Annotated in this window: 20 protein-coding genes; 13 read left to right on the top strand and 7 right to left on the bottom strand. The window is 61.2% G+C overall.

Going from position 1 to position 23,298, the window contains the following annotated elements:
• The first annotated feature begins 26 nt into the window (after positions 1–26).
• Positions 27–1,130 carry a sensor histidine kinase gene (locus OIS53_RS10905; RefSeq protein ID WP_264678604.1) on the top strand — a complete coding sequence of 368 codons (1,104 nt, stop codon included), beginning with the start codon at positions 27–29 and terminating at the stop codon, positions 1,128–1,130.
• A gap of 94 nt (positions 1,131–1,224) precedes the next feature.
• Positions 1,225–1,962, top strand: a complete 738-nt coding sequence (locus OIS53_RS10900) for a LytR/AlgR family response regulator transcription factor (RefSeq protein WP_264678603.1) — start codon at positions 1,225–1,227, stop codon at positions 1,960–1,962.
• Between the two features lie 56 nt (positions 1,963–2,018).
• Here the strand turns inward: OIS53_RS10900 and OIS53_RS10895 are convergent, their stop codons facing one another.
• Positions 2,019–3,902, bottom strand: a complete 1,884-nt coding sequence (locus OIS53_RS10895; RefSeq protein WP_264678602.1) for a BamA/TamA family outer membrane protein — start codon at positions 3,900–3,902, stop codon at positions 2,019–2,021.
• Positions 3,903–4,095: 193 nt separating this feature from the next.
• Between OIS53_RS10895 and OIS53_RS10890 the strand changes: the two genes are divergently transcribed.
• From OIS53_RS10890 to OIS53_RS10855, 8 genes are all read left to right on the top strand, one after another.
• On the top strand, positions 4,096–5,364 hold the full coding sequence (locus OIS53_RS10890; protein WP_264678601.1) for a putative DNA modification/repair radical SAM protein: 1,269 nt from the start codon (positions 4,096–4,098) through the stop codon (positions 5,362–5,364).
• A 92-nt stretch (positions 5,365–5,456) separates the two neighbouring features.
• The gene (locus tag OIS53_RS10885) at positions 5,457–5,639 is read left to right on the top strand and encodes a hypothetical protein (RefSeq protein ID WP_264678600.1); all 183 of its coding nucleotides are present in this window, start codon (positions 5,457–5,459) and stop codon (positions 5,637–5,639) included.
• A gap of 108 nt (positions 5,640–5,747) precedes the next feature.
• Positions 5,748–6,605 carry an alpha/beta fold hydrolase gene (locus tag OIS53_RS10880; protein WP_264678599.1) on the top strand — a complete coding sequence of 286 codons (858 nt, stop codon included), beginning with the start codon at positions 5,748–5,750 and terminating at the stop codon, positions 6,603–6,605.
• A gap of 339 nt (positions 6,606–6,944) precedes the next feature.
• A complete protein-coding gene (locus tag OIS53_RS10875) occupies positions 6,945–9,080 on the top strand; it encodes a S8 family serine peptidase (protein ID WP_264678598.1) in 2,136 nt (711 codons plus the stop codon).
• A gap of 122 nt (positions 9,081–9,202) precedes the next feature.
• Complete coding sequence (locus tag OIS53_RS10870; RefSeq protein WP_264678597.1) at positions 9,203–10,126, top strand: TIGR03915 family putative DNA repair protein; 924 nt, start codon at positions 9,203–9,205, stop codon at positions 10,124–10,126.
• A gap of 125 nt (positions 10,127–10,251) precedes the next feature.
• Entirely contained in the window at positions 10,252–11,109 is an 858-nt protein-coding gene (rfbD, locus tag OIS53_RS10865; RefSeq protein ID WP_264678596.1) for a dTDP-4-dehydrorhamnose reductase, read from the top strand.
• 43 nt (positions 11,110–11,152) lie between these two features.
• Positions 11,153–11,728, top strand: a complete 576-nt coding sequence (locus OIS53_RS10860) for a Crp/Fnr family transcriptional regulator (protein ID WP_264678595.1) — start codon at positions 11,153–11,155, stop codon at positions 11,726–11,728.
• Positions 11,729–11,803: 75 nt separating this feature from the next.
• A complete protein-coding gene (locus tag OIS53_RS10855; protein WP_264678594.1) occupies positions 11,804–12,685 on the top strand; it encodes an alpha/beta fold hydrolase in 882 nt (293 codons plus the stop codon).
• A gap of 293 nt (positions 12,686–12,978) precedes the next feature.
• On the opposite strand, the gene OIS53_RS10850 is transcribed toward OIS53_RS10855, so the two are convergent.
• From OIS53_RS10850 to OIS53_RS10840, 3 genes are all read right to left on the bottom strand, one after another.
• Complete coding sequence (locus OIS53_RS10850; protein ID WP_264678593.1) at positions 12,979–14,115, bottom strand: MFS transporter; 1,137 nt, start codon at positions 14,113–14,115, stop codon at positions 12,979–12,981.
• A gap of 172 nt (positions 14,116–14,287) precedes the next feature.
• Complete coding sequence (locus OIS53_RS10845) at positions 14,288–14,869, bottom strand: YjaG family protein (RefSeq protein ID WP_264678592.1); 582 nt, start codon at positions 14,867–14,869, stop codon at positions 14,288–14,290.
• A gap of 17 nt (positions 14,870–14,886) precedes the next feature.
• A complete protein-coding gene (locus tag OIS53_RS10840) occupies positions 14,887–15,816 on the bottom strand; it encodes an AraC family transcriptional regulator (RefSeq protein WP_264678591.1) in 930 nt (309 codons plus the stop codon).
• A 204-nt stretch (positions 15,817–16,020) separates the two neighbouring features.
• On the opposite strand from OIS53_RS10840, the gene OIS53_RS10835 reads away from it, so the two are divergent.
• The 3 genes from OIS53_RS10835 (at position 16,021) to OIS53_RS10825 (ending at position 18,627) form a co-directional block, all read left to right on the top strand.
• Positions 16,021–17,547: an aldehyde dehydrogenase family protein gene (locus tag OIS53_RS10835; protein ID WP_264678590.1), complete on the top strand. Its 1,527-nt coding sequence runs from the start codon at positions 16,021–16,023 to the stop codon at positions 17,545–17,547.
• A 150-nt stretch (positions 17,548–17,697) separates the two neighbouring features.
• Positions 17,698–18,102, top strand: coding sequence for a DUF779 domain-containing protein (locus OIS53_RS10830; protein ID WP_264678589.1), 405 nt, complete (start codon positions 17,698–17,700; stop codon positions 18,100–18,102).
• A 207-nt stretch (positions 18,103–18,309) separates the two neighbouring features.
• A complete protein-coding gene (locus OIS53_RS10825) occupies positions 18,310–18,627 on the top strand; it encodes a hypothetical protein (protein WP_264678588.1) in 318 nt (105 codons plus the stop codon).
• On the opposite strand, the gene OIS53_RS10820 is transcribed toward OIS53_RS10825, so the two are convergent.
• From OIS53_RS10820 to OIS53_RS10810, 3 genes are all read right to left on the bottom strand, one after another.
• Positions 18,620–19,087 (bottom strand): YybH family protein, encoded by a 468-nt coding sequence (locus OIS53_RS10820; RefSeq protein ID WP_264678587.1) that lies wholly within the window; start codon positions 19,085–19,087, stop codon positions 18,620–18,622. The two genes, OIS53_RS10825 and OIS53_RS10820, sit on opposite strands and share 8 nt — an antisense overlap.
• A gap of 94 nt (positions 19,088–19,181) precedes the next feature.
• Positions 19,182–19,736, bottom strand: coding sequence for a YMGG-like glycine zipper-containing protein (locus tag OIS53_RS10815; RefSeq protein WP_264678586.1), 555 nt, complete (start codon positions 19,734–19,736; stop codon positions 19,182–19,184).
• Positions 19,737–20,007: 271 nt separating this feature from the next.
• Positions 20,008–23,217 carry an efflux RND transporter permease subunit gene (locus tag OIS53_RS10810; protein WP_264678585.1) on the bottom strand — a complete coding sequence of 1,070 codons (3,210 nt, stop codon included), beginning with the start codon at positions 23,215–23,217 and terminating at the stop codon, positions 20,008–20,010.
• Positions 23,218–23,298: the final 81 nt, after the last annotated feature.

Raw genomic sequence — 23,298 nt, 5'->3', positions numbered from 1 at the left:
GCAGCGGCAACCACTACTTTGGCAAAATGGACAAGGCCAGCCCACTCCGCTCGTCTCCTCCCAAGCGCAACCAGCTGGCTTGGTACCGGGCCCTGGTGCACCTGGCCGTGTGGACGACGTTTGTGTATCTGAATGTGCAGTATCTGCGCAACTGGCTGCCGGCCAATAAGCTGCCCGCCCACCTGGGGGCAATCTGGGCTTTTGCCCTGGCGCACGCGCTGCTGCTCATGGCCGCCACCTACGGCAATTCGTTGTACCTGCTGCCGCGGTTGTATTTCAACCGGCGCTACGGCGCTTACTTCCTGCTGCTGCTCGCAGCGGTAGTGCTTACCTGCTGCCTGAAGGTGCAATTGGACGGCCTGTTTCTGCCCGCCAGCTTTCCCCTGCTCTTCAGCTTTGGCCACTACCTCACGCCCCTGCCTTTCCTGCTCACGTTTCTGATTCTGGCTTCCTGGGAGCGGATCATGGAGGAGTTTGCGCGCCGGCAAGTGCGCACCGAGCAGCTCGAAAAAGCCAAGGCCGAAGCCGAGCTGCGGTGGCTGCGCGCCCAGATTAATCCGCATTTCCTGTTCAACACCCTGCACAACATCTACAGCCTCATTCACTTCAACTCCGCCAAGGCCGGCCCCTCCCTGCTGGGCCTGGCCGAGATGATGCGCTACCTGCTGCACGACGGAACCCGCCAGCAGGTGCCCATCAGCAAGGAACTGCTGTACCTGGAGCAGTACGTGGCCTTGCAGCACCTCAACAAAAAGTGGCGGGAGAAGTCGTCGTTGGAAATCCAGGCTGCCGTGGGGGCGCCCAATTTTCTGGTGGAGCCCATGCTGCTCATCAACTTCGTGGAAAATGCCTTCAAGCACGGCAACCTGACCGAGGACGGGGCCTGGCTGAAAGTGCGGCTGGTGCACAACGAGCAGGGCCTGCAGTTCGAGGCTGAAAACACGTTTCGCCCCAGCAGTAAAAAAGATGCTACGCCGGGCATTGGGCTGGCGAACATCCGGCAGCGGCTGGCCCTGCTCTACCCCACAAGCCACACGCTCTCCATCTCCACCGATGCAGGAGTGTACAAAGTGGTGCTTGCGCTCCGCCACCTGCCGGCCGTGACCGAAGCCGCCCGTCGGGGCAAGTAAGTAGATTGCACAAAAGCAGGCTTCTGGCCGGGCGCTGCTTGTTTTCCGGGCATCTTGCCGTGCGGCATTCTTTCACACCCTGTTCCCTGGCCCCATGAGCACACCCATCAAATGCTTGGTAATTGACGACGAGGACTTAGCCGTGCGCTTGCTGGAGGATTTTGTACGGAAGACGCCGGGTTGCGAGGTAGTAGCCCAGGCCGATAATGGGCTGGAGGCGTACGAGCTGTTGCAGCGTCAGGAAATTGACCTCGTGCTGCTGGATATCCAGATGCCCCACCTGACAGGCCTGGAACTGCTGGAGAAACTAGAGAAGCGTCCAGCCGTCATTGTGGTGTCAGCCTATGCCGAATATGCCATTGAGGGCTACCGATTCGACGTGGTGGATTATCTGCTGAAGCCCTTCAGCTTCGAGCGTTTTACGGAGGCCATGCAGCGGGCCAAAGAACACATTTCCAACAAAAAGCAAACCCTGCTCTGCACCGCCGGAACCGAAGCGCCGCCCGCGCCTAGCCACCTGTACATAAAGGCCGATTATAAAATGGTGCGGCTGAACTTCGACGATATTCTCTACATCGAGGGCCTGAAGCAATACGTGAAAATAGTGACTCTGGAAAAGACGCTGATTACGCTGGAAAGCATGAAATACTTTGAACAAGCACTGCCCGCCGCCTCATTTATCAGAGTGCACAAGTCGTTTATTGTGGCCATAAACAAGATAGAGACGCTAACCCGGCAGGCTGTGCTAATCAAGCGCAAAAGCATTCCGGTGGGCAAAACCTACAAGGGCATTTTGGATACCGTGCTGCCAGCGGCGCCACCCAGTGCCTGACACCGGCCAAGCTGCTGGCAGCACGCCTTTCATTACGCCATCAGTTCAGGCTCCTCTCACTCATACCGCACCACGCCGGGCTGGCCGAAGCTGAAGTCGCTGAAGTCGTAGTAGGGGCGGGAGTTTTCGAAGATGCGGAAGCCGCCTGCCGAGCCCAGGCCGCGGGGGTAGTAGCCAAACGTGAGTTGGAAAGTGCGCAGGGCGGCGTACTCGTTGCGGAAGCGCAGGCCCACCCCAAAGCCCGTGTAGGGCGTTTCGTAGAAGGGCAGCACGCGGCTGGGGGAGCGGGCGTTCAGCCAGGCCACATCGGCAAAGGCAATGGCCGCCATCCGAAAGCCCAGAAACGACAGGGGCGTGAACATGGTGGCCTCGTAATTGACCACAAACCGGCTGGTGCCGCGCAGCTGGCCTTCGGGCCGGAACCCGCGCAAACCCCGGTCGCCCTCGATGCTGAGAAGCTGCTCGCCGGGGCGGCGGTTGAGGCCCAGGCTGCCCCGGTGCCACAAGAAATGGCGCCATTGCAAGTTGCCGGTGTGGTAGAGGCGGGTGAAGTACAAGGCCTCGCCGCTAAGCAAGCCCTGCTGCCAGTCGTTGCCGCGGCGGCGCAGGTAGCTGCCGTACTCGCCGTTAAGGTAGAGGTAGCCCCGGCGCGGGTGGTAGCCGGCGTAGCTCAGGCGCAGGCCGTAGTAGTGGCGGTCGGCTTGCTCGTTCAGCTCGTAGCCGCTGGTCAGGCTCACCAGCGTGCCCGTGGGTACGTCCTCGGTGCGCCCGAAGCCAAACAGGTACTTGTCTTTGTAGTAGCGCCGCACGCTGTAGCCCACCGTGCCCAGCAGCAAGTTGGCGTTGAGGTAGTCTTCGGTGGGCTTGCGGGCGAAGCTGGTGCGAATCATCCGGCCCGACACGATGATGCGGCCGGGGTTTTCAAACCCTAAATCGTAGCTGCGCAGGCGCAGGGCCCGGCCCAGCCAGGCATCCTGCACGTTGTAGCGCAGCGCCCGAAACACGTACGGGTCCTCCAGGGTGCCGATGCCGCTCACGGCCACCTGCCGGTCCACGAAATCGTAGCTCAGGGCCCCGGCGTAGCGGGTGTTTACCGAGGCAAAGTCGCGCGAGAAGCGCAGGCCCATTTCGCGGTTCAGGTACTCGTTGAGGTAGCGGGCCTGCCCGTACACGAAGTTGCGGAAAGGTACCACGTAGCTGCCCTCGTAGCGCCAGGTCTGGGGCAGGCCGCGGCCGTACTCAAGGCGGTTGCGCAGCTGGTGGCCCAGGCCCAGGAAGTTGACGTCGCGCAGCCCGACGATGCCCGCGCCCACGTCGCGCAGCTGAAACGAGCCGCTGATGCTGAACACGTCCTTGGTAATCACCTGCACGTCCACGCTGTCGGCCGTGGAGGTGCGCTCATTCACGAACACGCGGGCGTCGAGCAGCTCGGGCGTCTGGCGCAACAGGCGCTCCGACTCGGCCAGGTCCTGGGGCTCCAGCTCCTGGCCCACCCGAAACAGCAGCAGCTGCCGCACCCGCGCCCGGCTGGTTTTGATGTGCAGGGTGTTGCCGGTTTTCTCCAGAATGTTGCGCGGCACCCGCGTCGAGTCCGAAATGCTAAACCCGAAGGCGTCGAGGGTGCGGATGTCGATGCGGCGCACCACCTTGTAGTTGTGCTGGTCAAACTGCCTATCGAGCAGCACGGCATCGAGGCCGGCCCGGTCTTCGCGCCGCTCGGTGAAGTTGAACAGGGCCGCGGCGGCCTTGCCGGCAATGGTTTTGCGCTTGGTGTAGGCTTTGAGCCCGTTGAGCAGGCGCTCCTGGTCGAAGCGGCGGCGCAGGGAGTCGGGGCGGGGAGGGGCGGGGCGGGCCGAGTCGGGCGCGGACGCGGGAATCTGGGCCAGCGCGGGCAGAGCCCCCAGCCACAGCAGCGCCACCAAACACACCCTCTTCTTCATGTCGATTCATTCGGCCCTGCAAGGTACGGGCCGAAACAGAGTTTGCGAAGAGCGAAGAATGACAGCTCCGCGCTACAGCTTCTACTCCTCAGTAAATACTCCAGATTCCCGGAACATTTCCAATGAAATTAGCCTTGTAAGATGTTGCGTATTCACGCGCAAGCTTCTATTTTTAAGCCGACAAAACGCCCCGATGAACGACCAGCGCATCCAGGAAAAGCTAAGCATTTTGGCAGACGCCGCGAAGTACGACGTATCGTGCTCCAGCAGCGGAGGTAAGCGCAAAAACGAGAACAAAGGCCTGGGCAACGCCGAGGGCATGGGCATCTGCCATTCCTACACCGAAGACGGCCGCTGCGTGAGCCTGCTGAAGATTCTGCTCACCAACCACTGCATCTTCGACTGCGCCTACTGCGTGTCGCGCCGCTCCAACGACGTGAAGCGGGCTGCCTTTACGGTGGAGGAAGTCGTGGACCTGACCATGAACTTCTACCGCCGCAATTACATCGAGGGGCTGTTTCTGAGCAGCGGCATTTTTTCCTCGCCCGACTACACCATGGAGCGGTTGGTGCGCATCATCAAGAAGCTGCGCACCGAGCACAAGTTCAACGGCTACATCCACGTGAAGGCCATTCCGGGCGCTTCGGAGGAGCTGATTCAGGAGGCTGGCCTGTACGCCGACCGCCTGAGCGTGAACATCGAGCTGCCCTCCGAAATGAGCCTGCAAACCCTGGCGCCGGAGAAAAACTACGAGGAGATTCTGACGCCCATGGCCCAGATTCGGGACGGCATTACCCAGAACAAGGAGGAAAAGGCCCTGTTCAAAAAGGTGCCGCAGTTTGCCACGGCCGGCCAGAGCACTCAGCTCATCGTGGGCGCTTCGCAGGAAAACGACCTGCAAATCATCAACCTCTCGGACTCGCTTTACAAAGGCTACGGGCTGAAGCGTGTGTACTACTCTGGCTACGTGCCCGTCACCGACGATGCCCGCCTGCCCCAGGTCACGCAGCCGCCCCTGATCCGGGAGCACCGCCTCTACCAGACCGACTGGCTGATGCGCTTCTACGGCTTCCAGGCCGACGAAATCCTGGACCCTGCGCACCCCTTCCTCGACCTCGAAATTGACCCCAAGCTGGCCTGGGCCCTGCGCAACCGCCACGTGTTCCCGGTCGACGTGAATACGGCCGACTACGAAATGATTTTGCGTATTCCCGGCGTGGGGGCACGCTCGGCCAAGCGCATTGTGGCCGCCCGTCGTTTCGCGCCCCTCACCCTCGACCACCTGCACAAATTTGGGGTGGTGCTGAAGCGGGCCAAGTTCTTCCTGACCTGCCGCGGCCAAGCTCTGGAGAAGCGTGACTACGACGAGCAGACCATCCGTCGCCAGATTCTGTTCGGGGCTGGGTCGGTGCGCTCAGCCCTCGTTACCCAACAACTCGATCTATTCGCCCAAGCCTCCTAATCTGGTTTTTGGTTGGTGGTTTTTGGCCGGGCGTCAGAAATCATCTTTCACCAGCAGCCAAACACCACCAACCAAAAACCAAGCTCCAATCCATGACCGTCTCTCACCGCGCCTCCGCCGATGTGTCGGCTACGCTGATCGAAGCTTCCCAACCCGTGAAAGTGGCGCGCATGGCCTGCTGCTGCAAGCTCGCCGACCTGCTTCCACTGGTGCAGCAGATGCACCGCGACGCCGCCCGCGCCGCTGCTCAGCAGCCGGAGTCGAAAGCCGCGTAACGTGCACGTTCCCCGCAGCCGGGCCTGGCTGCGCCTTCCATTGATTTGCGGTACTGACTGCTGCTACTCGTCTATAACTTTGCGGGCGGGGTTGTGGTAAGCGTGGGTATGACGTATGAGCTAGAACATCACGATGTGCCCACCAATGGCATCCGCCTGCATGTGGTGCAGTGTGGCCCCCTGGATGGGCCTTTGGTAGTATTGCTGCACGGTTTTCCGGAGTTCTGGTATGCGTGGCGCTACCAGATTCCGGCCCTGGCTGCCGCCGGCTTCCGCGTGTGGGCCCCCGACCAGCGCGGCTACAACCTCAGCGACAAGCCACCTCGCGCAGACGACTACCGCCTCGATGAGCTGGCCGCCGACGTGCTCGGCTTGCTCGATGCCGCTGGCGCCGAAACGGCAACCGTAGTGGGCCACGACTGGGGAGCTGCCGTGGCCTGGCATTTGGCCGCTCATCATCCGCAACGGGTACGCCGCGCGGCCATTCTCAACGTACCACACCCGCGCGTTTTCGGGGAGGCGCTGCGCCGCAGCGCCTCGCAGCGCGGCAAAAGCTGGTACGTGTTTTTCTTTCAGCTGCCCTGGCTGCCCGAGCAGCTGGTGAGCTTGCGTGGCTGGTGGGCCGGCCGCCAAACCCTGCGCCGCACCAGCCGGCGCGGCACGTTCTCGGAGGCCGACCTGAACCGCTACGCCGCGGCCTGGGCGCGGCCCGGCGCCATGCCCAGCATGATTAACTGGTACCGCGCCGCCCTGCGCCGGCCCCGGCAACTCAGCCAGACCAGGCAGGTGACGGTTCCGGTGCACATTATCTGGGGAGTGAAGGACGCTTTCCTCAACGCCGAGCTGGCTCAGCAAAGCCTCACGTGGTGCGAGCAAGGCCAGCTAACCTATCTGCCGGCCACGCACTGGGTGCAGCACGAGGAAGCCGAAAAGGTTAACCAGCTGCTGATTGACTTTTTACGATAAGCCCAGGCCAGGCTAATGGCGGAGTAGACTCCTGTAAGCTGCCGCAACTGACGCCGGGTCTGTACGGTAAATTGCTTACACCAGCCACCCGCACCTGCCGACTAAGCCGGTCAGTAGGGGCGGGTGGCTGGCATAAGCAGTTGTCTTTTAGGCGAGTGCCGGAAGCGGTACTAAAAAAGTTTTAAAAAAATATAATATTTAGACGGACGATATAATTTTGATGCTATGTTTGTGCTGCTTCACGTTCTATAGTTGAGTTAGCGGGGTTGGCTGCGTTAAGCGTTTCTATCAGGCTTTTCAGCGTATCCTTTTTTACCCACCACCCCCAACGTCAACTTCATGACAAACAACTATCCGAAGAAAGCGGCTCTGGCCGCTTTGGGCCTGTTGCTGGCCACCGCCGCTCCGGTTGCCGCTCAGGTAAGCCAGCCCACCACGGAGCAGGCCGCCAAGTCCAAGATTTCGGCTGACCTGCTGCGCGTGGCTGCCACCAGCGCCAACCTGCGCAGCGCGACAACCACCGGCGAGGACGAAGACAGCAGCTTCTCGGCTGGGTCCGACATCCAGATTTACAATGGCTACGTGGTTATCGAGGCCGTTGCCCGCACCGGCAACGCCGCCGAGCTGCTGGCCGACCTGCAAGCCAAGGGCTTGAGAAACGGTGCTGCCTACGGCGCTCTGGTGTCGGGCTTGCTGCCGCTGGAAACGGTGCCTGCCCTGGAAGGCGTAGCTTCTTTGCAACACGTACGGCCGGCTTACGCGCCCATCACCAACGTGGGCCGCGTTACCAGCCAGGGCGACTCGTCTTTGCGGGCCGGCTTTGCCCGCCGCAAGTACGGCGTAACCGGGGCCGGGGTGAAAGTAGGCGTGCTGTCTGACAGCTACGACAACCTGAAAGGCGCCGCTGCCGGCGTAACCAGCGGCGACCTGCCCGCCGGTGTTGAAGTGCTGTCCGACATGCCCAGCGGCGGCTCTGACGAAGGCCGCGCCATGGCTGAAATCGTGCACGACGTGGCTCCCGGCTCTAAAATTGCCTTCTACACGGCCTTCCTGGGCCAGCCCGCTTTTGCCCAGGGCATCGAAGCTCTGCAAGCCGCCGGCTGCCAGGTTATCGTCGACGACGTGTTCTACTTCGCCGAGCCCTTCTTCCAGAACGGCGTAGTGGCCCAGGCCGCAGAAAAAGTAGTGAAAAACGGCTCGACCTACTTCTCGGCGGCTGGCAACTTCGCCCAGCAGTCGTACCAGGCCGGCTTCAAGAACTCGGGCCTGCGCTTCCCCGGCGTGGCCGGCGTAGCCCACGATTTCGGCGGCGGCGACATTCTGCAGGAAATCACCATCCCGGCCCGCGGCACCCTGCGCCTGGCCCTGCAGTGGGATGACCCGTTCTTCTCGGCTAGCGGCGTCAACGGCGCCCAGACCGACCTGGACATGTACCTCGTGTTCAACGGCCGTCTGCTGCCCTTCTTCTCGCGCAATGCCAACATCGGCGGCGACCCGTTCGAGTTTGTGAACATTGTCAGCAACTCCAACGTGCCGCTGACCGTGAGCCTGCTGATTGTAAAAGCGGCTGGTCCGGACCCGAGCGTTATCAAGTACCTGAACTTCGGCAGCGCGCCGGTGGCCGTGCAGTACGACACCAAGAGCTCCACGCTGGTGGGCCACGCCAACGCCGAAAACGCCATTGCCGTAGGTGCCGCCGCCTACGCCTTTACGCCCGCTTACAGCGCCACGCGCTTCGACGTGGAAGGCTTCTCGGCCCTGGGTGGTACGCCCATCCTGTTCAACGACCTGGGTGAGCGGCTGGCTGGCCCGCGCGTGTTCAACAAGCCGGAAATCACCGGCCCCGACGGCGCCAACAACACCTTCTTCCCGGCTCGCCCCAACGCCGACGCCGACCGTGACGGTTTCCCGAACTTCTTCGGTACCTCGGCTTCGTCGCCGCACGTAGCCGCCGTGGCCGCGCTGATGGTAGAAACGGCCAGCGTGTACCACAAGCACTCGGACAAGAAAGACAAGCACGACAAGAAAAACTACGGCGACATCACGCCGGCCGAAATTCGTGACTATCTGCAGAGCACGGCCCTGGACATGAACAGCCCGCTCACGCCGGAGTTCGACCAAGGCTTCGACTTCAAGACCGGTTACGGCTTCGTGCAGGCTGATGCCGTGCTGGCCCGCATAATCGAGAATACCAAGGTGCATCCGCAGGTGCTGAACGACCTGGAAAATGTTCTGAACCTGCAACTGTACCCCAACCCCTCGGCTTCGGCAGTAACCTTCGTGCTGGATGCTGCTAAGAAGAACGACCAGATTAGCCTAGTGCTGCTGGACCGCATGGGCGTGGAGGTGTTCCGGACCACGGCCACTGGTCGCCTGGAGCTGACTCAGGACTTTAGCAAGCTGCCCAAAGGCATCTACCTGGCCAAAGTAGAAGTAGAAGGCCAGATCAGCACCCAGCGTCTGGTGCTGCAGTAGGCCTGATCCTCTGAACCTGGCTACCCGCCAGTACTCGCAAAAGCGCGGCCACCTTGGCCGCGCTTTTTTGCATTTTTACCTGCTCAGGTGCACTCCTGCTTCCTGGCTTTTGTTATCTGCCTATGCGTCGTTCCCTTACTCCCATTGGCCGCCAGCGCGCGGCGGCCGCAGTTCGGCCGGCGGCCCCGGTGGCCCGCTCCCAGGCTCCGCAGCTCACCAACCCACCCCTAGACTATGCCTACGACGGCTCGTTTGAGGGCTTGCTGTCGGTGCTGTTTGCCGTGTACGACCGGAAGGCCGCGCCCAATAGCATTCAGCCCCTGGGGGCGGTGCAGGCCGGGCTGTTTGCCCAGCCCGTGCAGATTGACACCGACGAGGCCACCGCGGCGCGGGTGTGGGAGGGACTGCTGCGCTACATGGACCCGGAGGCCCGCACCCGGCTGTTTCACACGTTCCTGAGTGAAGCCCCCGACCGGGAGCTACTCGTGTTTCGCTACGCCGACCAGGCCATGCGCGCCGGCCGCGACATCTCCGACAACTACGCCGACGACACCGTGCGCCGCATAGCGCACCTGGCTCAGCAGATGTACCGCGAAAAGCACCGCATGGAAGCTTTTGTGCGGTTTGAGAAAACCACCGACGGACTCTACCACGCCACCATCGACCCCGATTTTGACGTGTTGCCGCTGATTGCGCCGCACTTTACCAAGCGCTACGCCGACCAGCGCTGGCTTATCTTTGACCGGCGCCGCCGCTACGGCCTCTACTACGACCTGCACCGCACCGACGTAGTGCAGTTCGATACGGAGACGCCCCAGCCGCGCCGCGCCGGCGTGTCGGCTACGGTGCTCGACGAGCGGGAGCCGCTGTACAAGGTGCTCTGGCAGTCGTACTTCGACCACGTGAACATCCCGGAGCGCAAAAACCTGAAGCTGCACCGGCGGCACATTCCGCTGCGCTACTGGCGCTACCTGAGCGAGAAGCAACCGCGAGAGCAGCGTTTCGAGCCTATCAAAAACAAGCGGCCCGTGAGCGGAAAAAGCTAAGTTTGCGGCGCGAAGCTGCCTCCGCTGGCGCCGAGAGCCGAGGACCAAGAAGTTATATTGGATGCCCGATTCTCGCCAGGCAGCGCGCAGTCTAAGCTTTCACTTCTTACCTCTCACCTCTACTTATGGGTAAAACACTGGTTTTCGGCGGCGCCGGCCAACTCGGGCAATGCTTGCAGCGCGTGGCACAGGCAAAGGGCATGACCGACCTGGAGTTTCTGGCCGAAGAGGAAGCCAACATCCTGAATGTGGCAGGCTTGCAGGCCGTGTTTGTCCAGTACCAGCCCGCCTACGTCATCAACTGCGCCGCCTACACCGCCGTGGACAAGGCCGAAGATGAGGTAGAAACGGCCCGCCGCGTGAACCGGGACGGAGTGGAAAACCTGGCTCGGCTGTGCGCCCAGCACGGCACCACGCTCCTGCATATTTCCACCGATTTCGTGTTTGCCGGCACCGGCAACCAGCCCCTCACCGAAACCGACGAAGCCGCGCCCATCAGCGTGTACGGCCTCACGAAGCTGGAAGGTGAGCAGGTAATTCCCGTGCACACCGAGCGGTATTTCATCCTGCGTACCAGCTGGCTGTACTCGGAGTACGCCAACAACTTCGTGAAAACCATGCTCAAGCTGGGCCGGGAGCGGGGCGAGTTGCGCGTTATCTGGGACCAAGTAGGCACGCCCACCTACGCCATCGACCTGGCCGCCTGCCTGCTGCACATCATCGAGACGCAAAACCAGCAGTACGGCATCTACCACTATAGCAACGAAGGCGTTACTTCTTGGTACGACTTTGCGGTGGCCATCTTTGAGTTGGGCGGCCTTTCTACTCGCACTGTGCCCATTCGTACCGCCGAGTATCCTACCAAAGCCACCCGCCCGGCCTATTCAGTGATGGATAAGACCAAGGCCAAAACCCAGCTAGGCATAGCCATTCCGCACTGGCGGGAGAGTCTGAAGCAGTGCATGGAGCGGATGGAAGCGTAGGGTCGAACAATGGCCTTGGTTACAGGTTTGGTTCAAGCGTAACATGGAATGTGTTGAATACTTCGATTTCTTTAACGCCGTAAGTCCCGTTGACCGTAGGGTAGTCGAGCGGCTACTTAGTGCCGGGCGCGAGAAAGTAGTTGCCCGCGGTGAGTTGATTACCAGGCAAGGTCAGGTGCAGCGCGATTTATTGCTTGTCGAGGCGGGAGTCCAGATGTCGTATCTGGATCATGAGGGCACTCCGCACGTTATCGCCTTCACCTATCCCCCGTCTTTGAGTGGCATTCCTGAGTCCTTCTGCTTGCAGGAGCCCTCCCGCTACCACTTACAGGCGCTCACCGATAGTCGGTTTCTTGCCATTCCCTATGCCGATGTGTTGGAACAGCTGGACGAAAGCCACGCCCTGGAGCGGATCTTTCGCAAGTTGACCGAACACCTACTGGCTGGTATCATCAACCGCCATTTGGAGCTGCGCACCTTGCCCATTGCCGAACGGTTGCGAGCCTTCTATCACCGCAGCCCGCATTTATTTCAACTCGTGCCGCATAAATACTTGGCAAGTTACCTACACATCAACCCTACCAACTTCAGTAAGCTCTACAATTCCGTGGTCTTGTGAATGTTGGTCTATACCAACTTTAGACTAACAATACCGGACCACTTTTACGGCAGCATTCTCTAACTCCGCTGCCCCATGCCTGCTACATTATTTCCCTGGCTTAACACGCAAGAGTATCCCTTCGCCCCGCATTACCTGTCCTTGCCTGATGGGCAGCGCCTGCACTACGTGGACGAAGGCCAAGGTCCAGTGCTCCTGTTTGTGCACGGTACCCCATCATGGTCCTTCGAGTTTCGGCAGCAAATCAAGGGGCTGGCAAGCTCTTACCGCTGCGTAGCCCTGGACCACATTGGTTTTGGCCTCTCCGACAAGCCCGAACACTACGACTACCGGCCCCAACAGCACGCCCACAACCTGGAACACCTGATTGAGCACCTGGGCTTGCGCGCCATCACGCTTATCGTCCATGATTTCGGTGGGCCCATTGGGCTGGCTTACGCGGTGCAGCAAGCTCGCAACGTGCGCCGTTTGGTTATACTCAACTCTTGGTTGTGGGATGCTTCGGAAGCACCAGAGTTCGTAAAGATGCGTCCGGTACTGGCCAGTCCACTCTTACCGTGGCTGTATCGGTGGTTTAATTTCTCCCCACTTTTTTTGTTGCCTAGTTCCTTTGGAGCACGGCGTCTCACGCCGGCGTTACGGCGACACTACACCGCGCCATTCAGCCAGGCCAAGGAGCGCAATGGGACAGTAGGCTTTGCGCAGGCGCTGCTCCACGAGCAATCATGGTTCGGCATGCTCTGGCAGCAACTGCCTCAACTGCGTGACCATCCAGTGCTGCTACTCTGGGGCATGCAAGACAAGTTTTTTGGCCCTGCTTATTTGCGGCGGTTTGCCACTGCTTTCCGCCAGCCGACTATAGTGGAGCTACCCACGTGCGGCCATGTCCCGCAGGAAGAAGAGGGCGATATGGTCTTACAGCACATACAACAGTTCTTATCCATCTCTTTCGAATAAATCAGGTGGGCCAAACCAACTAAACTCTTGCTCAGTGTAAAGGGAAATACAAACAGAAGAGGCCTATGTAATATTTAGATTTAGCATCACTAAGTTAAGACGATGCGCAGGGGTAGGTCGCCGGTGGTATAGGTTGCCGCCAGGTGTATCTTATCCGAGGCGCTTAGGTCGTAGAGCCTGCGAATCTGCGTAACATCTCTTCTAGTGCCTAGCAATGGGCACAGTAGGCTATTGCGCTTGCAGTGCACATTGCTTACCTGCTGTCACGCCTCATGGCAGTAATACCAACTGGTTTAAGTTGTACCAACCTCACCCCGCCCGTACCACCGATTCACCCCATACGCCGCGCCAGCAAACACTAGCCCTACACCACACACGCCGGGCCACTGGAAATGCGCCCAGGCCTGGGCGCCGAGCAGGGAGCCGAGGGCGGCGCCCAGAAACGCGGACGTCATGTACACGGTGTTGAGGCGGCTGCGGGCTTCGGGGCGCAGGGAGAAGACGCGGGACTGGTTGGAAATGTGGGTCATCTGCTGGCCCACGTCGAGGATGATGACGCCCAGCACCAGCAGGGCCAGGTGGGTGCCCCCGAGCAGCAGCAATACGTAGCCAGCCAGAAATATCAGAATGCCGATGGTAAGAGCGTAGTCGGCGCCTTGGCGGTCGGCGGAGCGGCCGGCCAGGGGCGAAGCCAGGGCCCCACTGGCTCCGATGACGCCGAACAGACCGGCTACGTCGCTGTGGTAGCCGTAGGCTTGGTCGAGGAAGAAGACCAGCGTGGTCCAGAACGCGCTGAAGGCCCCGAACATGCAGGCCCCCACCAGAGCCGAGCGGCGCAGCACCGGCAACTCCCGCGTGAGCGTGCCCAGGGAGCGAAGCAGACTGGCGTAAGAACCCGCAAACGACGGCTGGTTACGCGGCAGCATGCGGGCCAGCACGGCCGCTAGCCCCACCATCACCCCAGCCCCAGCCCAGAAGATAGTGCGCCAGCCAAAGTGCGCCCCCACGTAGCCGCTGATGGTGCGCGAAAGCAGAATCCCAATCAGCAGCCCGCTCATCACCTTGCCCACCACCCGGCCCCGCTCCTCATCCGACGCCAACGACGCAGCCAGCGGCACCAGCAGCTGCGGCACCGCCGAAAACAGCCCCAGCAGCAGGCTAGCCGCCACCAGCACCCCAAACGTGGGCGCCAGAGCCGCGCCCACCATGCACGCGGCCGCGCACAGAATCAGGGAAATAATCAGGCTTTTCCGTTCCCGCTGGTCGCCGAGCGGCACTAGCAGCAGCAGGCCCAGCGTGTAGCCTACCTGCGTTATCGTTGCCACCAGGCTCACCTGCTTATCAGGCTGCCCGTAGGTGCGACCGATTTCGGTGAGCAGGGGCTGGTTGTAGTAGATATTGGCCACCACCAGCCCGCAGCTGATGGCCATAAGCCACACCAGGGTAGGGGAGAGGCGTGCTGCATCTGAGGTTACTACTGTACCTCTTCCAACAACTGATTTTTGCATAAAAAACGCCGTACAAAGCACGGCGAAAAGGATTAGGTTCAAAAACTAGCCTCTGCAAAGAGGTTGTAGTCCAAACTACCGAGTGGATTGGGTGTCAACTCAACGGTAACATCTCAAGTCGCACGAGGGGCTCGGTACCGTTTAGTTGCCTGAGATGCTCCAGCAACTCAGACGTCAGAGTTGGTACTTGATGCAGTGCTACAACTAAAGTTTCGCGCCTAGTCAACTCCTGCTGCATGTACGGGTCAGCGGTAATAATAACATCTAAATCTGGTTGGTTTGGATCTAGGTCGCGGTGCATCTGCACAAACATATCGATGCAGTCTGTAACAGCTGTGAGATGCTGCTGTAAGTATGTATAGCTGCGTGTTTCTATGAAAAGTAGAGCCTCGCTGAGTGCTGTGCAGGCGTCAAGAGCGTAGGAGGCCAATTCAGAGGAGCACTCATCCAAATCAGGTACTACTGCTGCTAGTTTTCCCTGGATAGCATCGGTATCAATAAGTGTATCATTGATAGCGAAATCAAATAAGGCAGAAGTAGCTTGCTGAAGTACGCCGAAACTACCCCACGATTCAGCTTCCGTAAAAGCTGCATATAAAGGCAGTATTTTCTCACAAGTCAGCGCGGCTAATAGAACCTGATGCTGAAAAGGAAGAGCTGAAATCAGAGTAGACATGCAATCAAAAATACATACTACCCCGCTGCCACACACTGCTTCTTGTACAAGCCCGGCGTCACGCCTTCGTACTGCTTGAACAGCTTCTGGAAGTAGGCCGTGTTGTTGAAGCCGGACCGGAAACAGACGTCGGCTACCGAAACCAGGGGGTTGCGCAGCAGGCGCTTGGCTTCGGTGAGGCGTTCCTGGATGATGTACTCAACCGGCGTAAGGCCCAGCTCCCGCTTGAACACCCGGAAGAACGTGGCTTTGCTCATGCAGGCCAGGGCGCTGAGCTTGTCCACGGTGAGCTGCTCGGTGAGGTGCTGCTTGATGTACTGCACCACGGCCGCAAAGCGGTGGGACGTGGTGTGCTGCTGGTAGTTGTGGAAGAGCAGCTGCCGGGCCTGGGTCTGCATCAGGCGCACCAGCATTTCCTGGATGGTGAAGCCGGCCAGCACATCTTTTACGCGGCCGGTGTCGCGGGCCGAGAGTTGCACGAGGCGCTCCAGGGTGCCGGTCAGCTCGGGCGTGTTCTGGAAGTGAGCGTAGTTATCGGTGTCGAGGTGCCAGGGCAGGTGCTCCTCGGCGCGGGGGTGGTGCTCATTGAGCAAGTCCACGGTCTGGCGGATGGTTTCCTGCGGAATGGCCACGGCCAGGCACTGCGTGGGTGCGGCTTCGGTGGCCTCCGGAAAGTCAATAACCATCGTTTCTTCCTGGCCCACCACCACCGACTCGCCCGGCAAGTAGTCGAAGGCCGGGCGGCCGGGCAGGTGCATTACCTTCTTGCCCCGCAGCATGGTAGTCAGCACCACGTGGCCCAGGCTCAGGGGCACGCGGTGGGCGGCGCGGTGCGTCTCAAACACGTTCAGCTCAAAAGCCTCCAGCGTGTACACGGTGCGGTTCTCAACCAGCGTGGTGAGCTGGTCGGGCTGGTGCAGGGCAAGCGGAGCGGGCAGGTGAGGCATGGCGGCGGTGGTTAAGCTGCAAGCCGTACGCTTCAAGCTACAAGCAATGGTGGAGCAAGCTCGCAGCCTGTAGCTCGAAGCGTACGGCTTGCAGCTAAAGAAAATCTGCGACAATAGGCAGCATTTCTGAGAGAATAATACAGCTATTTCCGGAGTTTATCCAGCTAGCTTGGTGAGAGTGTTCAACTCCATAACTCCCACAGCATGGAAACGTTAGAAAAACCTACCACCCTCGTTGCCCGGCCCCAGTTCAAGTCCCACTACGACAACTTTATCGGCGGCAAGTGGGTCGCGCCGGTGAAGGGGCAGTACTTCGACAATCCTTCACCCATCGACGGGCAAGCCTTCTGCAAGGTGGCCCGCAGCACCAAGGAAGACATTGAGCTGGCCCTGGACGCCGCCCACGAAGCCTTCAAAACCTGGAAGCACGCCTCGGCCACTACGCGCAGCAACATCCTGCTCAAGATTGCCGACATCATGGAGCGGAACCTGGAGCACCTGGCCGCCGTGGAGTGCGTGGAAAACGGCAAAGCCATCCGGGAGTGCCTGGCCGCCGACCTGCCCCTGGCCGTGGACCACTTCCGCTACTTTGCCGGCGCCATCCGGGCCGAAGAAGGCTCCGTTTCGGAGCTGGACGAAACCACCGTGAGCATGAACGTGCACGAGCCCATCGGGGTAGTGGGGCAGATTATCCCCTGGAACTTTCCGCTGCTGATGGCCACCTGGAAAATAGCCCCGGCCCTGGCGGCAGGATGCTGCGTGGTGGTAAAGCCCGCCGAGCAGACGCCGGCCTCCATTATGGTGCTCATGGAGCTGATTCAGGATGTAGTGCCGGCCGGGGTGCTGAACGTGGTGAACGGCTTTGGGCTGGAAGCCGGCAAGCCCCTGGCCTCGTCGCCGCGCGTGAACAAGGTGGCCTTCACGGGCGAAACCACCACCGGCCGCCTCATCATGCAGTACGCCTCCGAAAACATCATCCCCGTCACGATGGAGTTGGGCGGCAAGTCGCCGAACATCTTCTTTAAGAGCGTGCTGGATGCCGACGACGATTTCCTCGACAAGGCCGTGGAGGGCGCCGTCATGTTTGCGCTAAACCAAGGCGAGGTGTGCACCTGCCCCTCGCGCATGCTGGTGCACGAAGACATCTACGACGAGTTCATGGAGCGCGTCATCCAGCGCACCAAGGCTATTAGGCTCGGCAATCCGCTCGACATGGAAACCATGATGGGCGCCCAGGCCAGCAACGACCAGTTCGAGAAAATCCTGAGCTACCTGGAAATCGGGAAAGCCGAGGGTGCCGAGGTGCTGACCGGCGGCGACGCGTATTCGCAGGAAGACGGGGCCCTGGCCGAGGGCTACTACATCCAGCCCACCATTTTCCGCGGCCACAACAAGATGCGCATCTTCCAGGAGGAAATCTTCGGGCCGGTGGTGTCCGTGACTACCTTCCGCACCACCGAGGAGGCCATTGCCATTGCCAACGACACGCTCTACGGCCTGGGTGCCGGCGTCTGGACCCGCGACGCCCACGAGCTGTACCAGGTGCCCCGCGCCATCGAGGCCGGCCGCGTGTGGGTGAACTGCTACCACCACTACCCGGCCCACGCTCCCTTCGGCGGCTACCACAAGTCGGGCTTCGGGCGCGAGAATCACAAGATGATGCTCAACCACTACCGCCAGAACAAAAACATGCTCATCAGCTACAGCCAGCAAAAGCTAGGCTTCTTCTAAGCCCCTAACAGAAAGCCACCAGCCCGTCCTGCTCTATCTGGCGTCCGCACAGCCGAACCCAAGGTCGCCGCAGGCAAGCGGACGCCAGATAGAGCAGGACAGGCTTTTACCTTCATTCATTCACTCATTTGCTCAGTCACTCATTCCTCCATGCCCACTCCCCGCGTTCTGGTTACCGCTGCCGCCGAGGCCACCATTGATGTGTTGCGTCAGGAGCACGGGCCGCTGATGTTTCATCAGAGTGGCGGCTGCTGCGACGGGTCGTCGCCGATGTGCTTTCCGGCCGGCGAGTTTCGGGTGGGCAGCAACGACGTGTGGCTGGGCTGCATTCACGGCTGCGACTTTTTCATGAGTGCCAGTCAGTTTGAGTACTGGCAGCACACGCAGCTTACGGTAGATGTTACGAAGGGCCGCGGGGCCAGCTTCTCGCTCGAAATTCCGCTGGGCGTACGGTTTCTGATTCGCTCCCGCCTGTTCACCGAGGAAGAGGCCACGGACTTAGCGCCGGTGTACGATGGCGAAGCGTACCCGGCCCAGGCGCCGGTAGACGTGTGAGTTTCGCAGTGAGGTGCTGGCCAGGCAGTGAGTTCCCGCCCGCCCGGCTTTCCTGAGCAACCTTGCAGAGCTGCTACGTGGCTTTTGCGCGGAAGCCAGAAGTAAGCGGGTCCGCAAATCTGTACGCATCGGGCAGTTGCAGCAGGTGGTGAGAGGAGCTTGAACCCTAAAAACGCCCTGGCAGGGCGTTTTGTCGTACTACCTGCCATGCAGAATCAGTTGCTGATGCAGGTCGAAACCAGCTTTCCGCTCACGGGCCTGGGGGTGCTGGTGCTGCCGGTGCCGCCCGCTCCCGCCTTGGCTGCGTACGGCCTGCACACCACACTACCGGTGCGGCTTGTGCTGCCTTCCGGCGAGGAGGCAACAGGCCTGGGCAGTGTGGAGGAGGTAACGCGGCCGGGCGCGGCCGGGGCACCTGCCAGTACCGGCCGCGCCTTGCTGCTCACGCACGAAGGCGCCGGGCCGTTACCGGCAGGCACGCTGCTGTATTGCCTCCCCCCGGACGCTGGTGAAGAGCTTACTTAACGCGCACCGGCAGGCCTTCCAGCTGAACGTAGCTGAGCTTCCAGGCGTTTTTCGCGTCTTTCTTCCAGAGCAGGATAAAATTGCCCTCACCTTCCCCGCGGGGCTGATTGGCTTGCTCGGGCAGCACCTCCACCTCGTAGGTACCGGCCTCATAGGCCAGGCTATTATCGGCGCCAAAGCTGGAAGGGGTGAGGCGCAGGTCGCGGATGGTGCCTACCGTTTCGCGCACCCACTTAGCCGCCACCTCCGGCTTGCCGCTGTAGTGCGCTTCGCCCTGCGCGTACTGCACGTCGTCGGCCAGCAGGGTGTCAATCTGAGTTGTGTTGCGGCTGTTCCAGGCCGTGATAAACTGCTGGTTTAGGGCGTGTACGTTCACGGCCGCTTCGTCTTTCTTGGCAGACGGCGTGCAGGAGCTGAAAAAAGCCACTCCGAGCATGGCAAACACAGAAGCTCGTATCATAAAACAGGTTGTGTAGTGAAAACAGGAAAGAGGAGAGAACCAGAAAACCCAAGCCCGCGGGGCCTGGGTTTTCGGAGAGCAAACGGCTGGCCGCTTACCAGCTCTTGCGGCGCACCTGCGACTCGGGGTAGGCGGCGTCGCGGCTGCCGTACTCGTGGTTGGGCAGGTAGGCCGCGCCCGTAGCGGAGCCGTTGGCGGCGTAGGTGATGGGGTTGCCGTTGGCATCGTAGAGCAGGGCCGCGCCCGTGCCGGCTGCCAGCGCCGACGCCACCACCGGCGCCGTAGTAGCTTCCGTTTTCGACTTAGCTGCCGAAGCCGAGCCGCGGGCTACGCCAGCCCGGTACGCGGCGGCTCGTTGGGCGGCGGCGCGGTTGGCAGCGGCTACGCGGGCAGCTTCGGCTTTGCGCTTGTTGTCGGTGCGCTTGCCGATGGCGTAGCCGACGCCGGCTCCCGCCACGCCGCCCACCACGCCACCCACCGGGCGGTTGCGCTTGTGAATGATGGCGCCGGCTGCCGCGCCGCCAAGGCCACCAATTACGGCGCCCTTGGCCTGGGGGCTCCATTTTTTGCGCTCCTGCGCACGGGCTGCATTCGAGAAGACGGCCGTCAACAGCAGGGCCACAACCAAAATCCAACTACTATTTTTCATGGCTACGATGGTAAGATTTCAGGACACTTGTACTTGCTGATGTCTCAGGGTACAAGCACTGTGCCAAGTGCAACCAGGCCCGCAGCGGCCCACCATCCGCCCGAAAACAGCTGAGCAGCAAACAGGGTCCAGGAAGCACGGCCTGGTGCAGCGTCAGAAGTTCTTCGGCATCGTCTGAGAGCAATGCTTCAAACCCCACCTGCTTCCCACGCCGCAAGCGGCATGGGAAGCAGGTGGGGTCAACGGCGGAGTAGCCAGTACACGCAGGCACCTAAACCGGCCGCGGGGCCGCGGGGCCGGCGGGCGGCGGGGCGGGGTGCTCTTCGTCGGGGCGGTAGTTGGCTTCCAGCTCGGCCAGCTTCTGCTTGCCGTAGGCCGCGCGGGTGATGAGCACGTAGAGCACCGGCACGATGAAAATAGCCAGGCTGGTGGCCGCCAACATGCCGCCCAGCACCGTCCAGCCAATGGTTTGGCGGCTCTGGGCCCCGGCCCCGGAGGCAAATACCAGCGGCAGCACGCCCAGAATAAAGGCCAGCGAGGTCATCACAATAGGCCGGAGGCGCAGGCGCACGGCTTCCAGCGTGGCTTCCACCAGGGGCTGCCCTTTGTCTACCCGCTCCTTGGCGAATTCGATGATGAGAATGGCATTTTTGGCCGACAAGCCGATGAGCGTAATCAGGCCAATCTGGGCGTAGACGTTGTTGGTGAGGCGGGGCAAGAAGGTGAGGGCCAGAATGGCCCCGAAGGCGCCCACTGGCACGGCCAGCAGCACCGAAAACGGCACCGACCAGCTTTCGTACAGGGCCGCCAGGAATAGAAATACAAACACGATGGACAAGGCAAAGATGTACACCGTCTGGTCGCCGGCCAGCAGCTCTTCCCGGCTCAGGCCCGAAAACTCGTAGCCGTAGCCCTGGGGCAGGGTGCGGGCCGCCGTTTCCTGCAAGGCCCGGATGGCGTCGCCGGAGCTGAAGCCGGGGGCGGCGCTGCCGTTGATTTCGGCCGAGCGGAACAGGTTGTAGTGCGAGATAAGCGGGGCCGACTCCGTGCGCCGGTAGGAGGTGAGCGTGCTTAGCGGCACCATGCCGCCGGTGGCATTGCGCACAAAGTATTGGCCCAGGTTGCTGATGTCGCCGCGGTACAGGGAATCGGCCTGGGTGACGACGCGGAAGTTGCGGCCGTAGAGGGTGAAGTCGTTGACGTAGGCTGAGCCCAGGTAGGTACGCAGGGCCGTGCCGATGTCGGCAATGGACACGCCCAGCTTCTTGGCTTTTTCCCGGTCGATGGTGAGCTGGTAGCCGGGCGTGTTGGCGGTGAAAAAGGAAAACGCCCCCGTGATTTCGGGACGCTGGCGCAGGGCTCCCAGAAAGCCCTGGAGGGCCGTGTCGAAGGCGCGGATGTCGCCGCCGGCTTCGCGCTCCTGAAGCACAAACGAGAAGCCCCCCGTGTTGCCCAGGCCCGGAATGGCCGGGGGCGAGAGCACCACAATGTTGGCTTCGCGGAGGCGGCTCAGGCGCCGCTGCACAGTGGCAATCAGCCCTTGCAGCTGCAACTCTTTGTCTTCGCGCTCGGCCCAGGGCTGGAGCTGGCAGAACACCGTGCCGCTGTTCGACTTGGAAGAGAAGTTCACGGCGTTGAGGCCGCCCAGGGCGGCGTAGTGGCGGATGCCCTTCACCTGGCTCAGCTCCTTCATTATCTCCTGGAGCGTGCTCACGGTGCGCTCGGTGGAGGCCGCCTCGGGCAAGTTGAAGGTGATAATAATCCGTCCTTCGTCCTCGGTGGGGATAAAGCCCGACGGCTTGTTGCGGAACAGCAGGCCCGTGCCCACCACCAGGCAAATCAGCAGGATAACCACCAGGCGGGCGTGCCGGATACCAGTTTGCACCCCCCGGCCGTACCGCTCCGTGACGCGCTCAAACCAGGCGTTGAACCGGAAAAACAGCCGGTCCAGGCCCCTGGACTCGGCGGTGCGCTGGTGGGGCTTGAGCAGCAGCGTGCACAGGGCCGGCGTCAGAGACAAGGCCACAAAGGCCGAAATCAGCACCGATATGGCAATGGTAATGGCAAACTGCTGGTACAGGCGCCCGGTGATACCCGGAATAAAGCCCACCGGCACGAACACGGCGGCCAGAATCAGGGCAATAGCAATAACCGGCGCCGAAATTTCGCGCATGGCGGCCAGCGTGGCCTCGGTGGGGTTCATGCCCCGCTCGTTCAGGTTGTGCTCCACGGCCTCCACCACCACAATAGCATCATCCACCACAATGCCAATGGCCAGCACAAAGCCGAACATGGTGAGTGTGTTGATGGTGAAGCCCAGCGGAATAAACAGGATGAACGTGCCGATGATAGACACCGGAATGGCCAGCACCGGAATGAGCGTGGAGCGCCAGCTTTGCAAAAACAGGTATACCACCACTACCACCAGCACCAGGGCCTCCACCAGCGTGTGCAGCACCTCCTCAATGGACACCCGCACCACCGTGGCCGCCTCAAAGGGCACCACGTATTCGAGGTCGGTGGGGAACTGCTTTTTGAGCTGCTCCATGGTGGCGTTTACATTCTCGAAGGTTTCGAGGGCGTTGGCGCCGGGGGCCTGGTAGACCAGCAGGTAGGCGGCGCGCTTGCCGTCCACGAAGGAGTTGTTGGCGTAGTTGAACTTGCCTAGCTCCAGGCGGGCCACGTCGCGCAGGTACACCACCGAGCCATCGTCGGGCCGGGTGCGCACGATGATGTTGCCGAACTCCTCGGTGCTGTTCAGGCGCCCTTTCACAAACACGATGTACTCGAAGGTCTGGCCCGTTTGCTGGGGCGGGGCCCCAATGGAGCCGGCCGCAATCTGGGCGTTCTGCTCCTGAATGGCGGCCGTGACTTCCTGGGCCGTCACGCCCAGCTGGGAGAGTTTGTCGGGGTTGAGCCACACCCGCATCGAGAAGTCGTCGGCCCGGCTCACAATGTCGCCCACGCCTTTGGTGCGCAGCAGGGCGTCGCGCACGAACACGTTGGCGTAGTTGTCGAGGAAGGTGGTGTGGTGGGTGCCGCGGGGTGCGTATAGGGCCACCAGCATCAGAATGCTGGGGTTGCGCTTGCGCACCGTAAGGCCCAGGCGCTGCACCTCCTGGGGCAGGGCCGGCAGGGCAATGCCCACGCGGTTCTGCACGTCGAGGGCGGCGATGTTGATGTCGGTGCCTACCTCGAAGTTCACCGTCATGTTCATCTGCCCGTTGCTGGTGCTATTGCTTTGCAGGTAGGTCATGCCCGGCGTGCCATTCACCTGCACCTCCACCGGCGTGGCCACGGTTTGCTCTACGGTTTGGGCGTCGGCACCGGTGTAGATACCACTCACCGACACGGTGGGCGGCGTAATCTCGGGGTATTGCCCCACGGGCAGGTTCAGGATGGCCAGCGCCCCTACCAGCACGAGCACCAGGGAGGTAACAATGGCCGTAACCGGGCGCCGAATAAAGGTTTCTGCAATCATAAGGTAAGGACCTCACCCCCCGGCCCCTTTCCACAAGAGAGGGGAAGCCTGACGATTGGCTGGGGTTGCTTTCGTCGGTGA

This window comes from Hymenobacter sp. YIM 151500-1, assembly GCF_025979885.1.
Lineage (GTDB): Bacteria > Bacteroidota > Bacteroidia > Cytophagales > Hymenobacteraceae > Hymenobacter.
This window is presented reverse-complemented; position numbering and strand designations above follow the sequence as displayed.

Coding starts and splice junctions, on each gene's coding strand:
- OIS53_RS10835 (WP_264678590.1), top strand. CDS start 16,021: ATGGAAACGTTAGAAAAACCTACCACCCTCGTTGCCCGGCCCCAGTTC.
- rfbD (WP_264678596.1), top strand. CDS start 10,252: ATGGGTAAAACACTGGTTTTCGGCGGCGCCGGCCAACTCGGGCAATGC.
- OIS53_RS10845 (WP_264678592.1), bottom strand. CDS start 14,869: ATGTCTACTCTGATTTCAGCTCTTCCTTTTCAGCATCAGGTTCTATTA.
- OIS53_RS10880 (WP_264678599.1), top strand. CDS start 5,748: ATGACGTATGAGCTAGAACATCACGATGTGCCCACCAATGGCATCCGC.
- OIS53_RS10815 (WP_264678586.1), bottom strand. CDS start 19,736: ATGAAAAATAGTAGTTGGATTTTGGTTGTGGCCCTGCTGTTGACGGCC.
- OIS53_RS10895 (WP_264678602.1), bottom strand. CDS start 3,902: ATGAAGAAGAGGGTGTGTTTGGTGGCGCTGCTGTGGCTGGGGGCTCTG.
- OIS53_RS10860 (WP_264678595.1), top strand. CDS start 11,153: ATGGAATGTGTTGAATACTTCGATTTCTTTAACGCCGTAAGTCCCGTT.
- OIS53_RS10890 (WP_264678601.1), top strand. CDS start 4,096: ATGAACGACCAGCGCATCCAGGAAAAGCTAAGCATTTTGGCAGACGCC.
- OIS53_RS10900 (WP_264678603.1), top strand. CDS start 1,225: ATGAGCACACCCATCAAATGCTTGGTAATTGACGACGAGGACTTAGCC.
- OIS53_RS10830 (WP_264678589.1), top strand. CDS start 17,698: ATGCCCACTCCCCGCGTTCTGGTTACCGCTGCCGCCGAGGCCACCATT.
- OIS53_RS10840 (WP_264678591.1), bottom strand. CDS start 15,816: ATGCCTCACCTGCCCGCTCCGCTTGCCCTGCACCAGCCCGACCAGCTC.
- OIS53_RS10820 (WP_264678587.1), bottom strand. CDS start 19,087: ATGATACGAGCTTCTGTGTTTGCCATGCTCGGAGTGGCTTTTTTCAGC.
- OIS53_RS10905 (WP_264678604.1), top strand. CDS start 27: ATGGACAAGGCCAGCCCACTCCGCTCGTCTCCTCCCAAGCGCAACCAG.
- OIS53_RS10885 (WP_264678600.1), top strand. CDS start 5,457: ATGACCGTCTCTCACCGCGCCTCCGCCGATGTGTCGGCTACGCTGATC.
- OIS53_RS10825 (WP_264678588.1), top strand. CDS start 18,310: ATGCAGAATCAGTTGCTGATGCAGGTCGAAACCAGCTTTCCGCTCACG.
- OIS53_RS10810 (WP_264678585.1), bottom strand. CDS start 23,217: ATGATTGCAGAAACCTTTATTCGGCGCCCGGTTACGGCCATTGTTACC.
- OIS53_RS10875 (WP_264678598.1), top strand. CDS start 6,945: ATGACAAACAACTATCCGAAGAAAGCGGCTCTGGCCGCTTTGGGCCTG.
- OIS53_RS10870 (WP_264678597.1), top strand. CDS start 9,203: ATGCGTCGTTCCCTTACTCCCATTGGCCGCCAGCGCGCGGCGGCCGCA.
- OIS53_RS10850 (WP_264678593.1), bottom strand. CDS start 14,115: ATGGCCATCAGCTGCGGGCTGGTGGTGGCCAATATCTACTACAACCAG.
- OIS53_RS10855 (WP_264678594.1), top strand. CDS start 11,804: ATGCCTGCTACATTATTTCCCTGGCTTAACACGCAAGAGTATCCCTTC.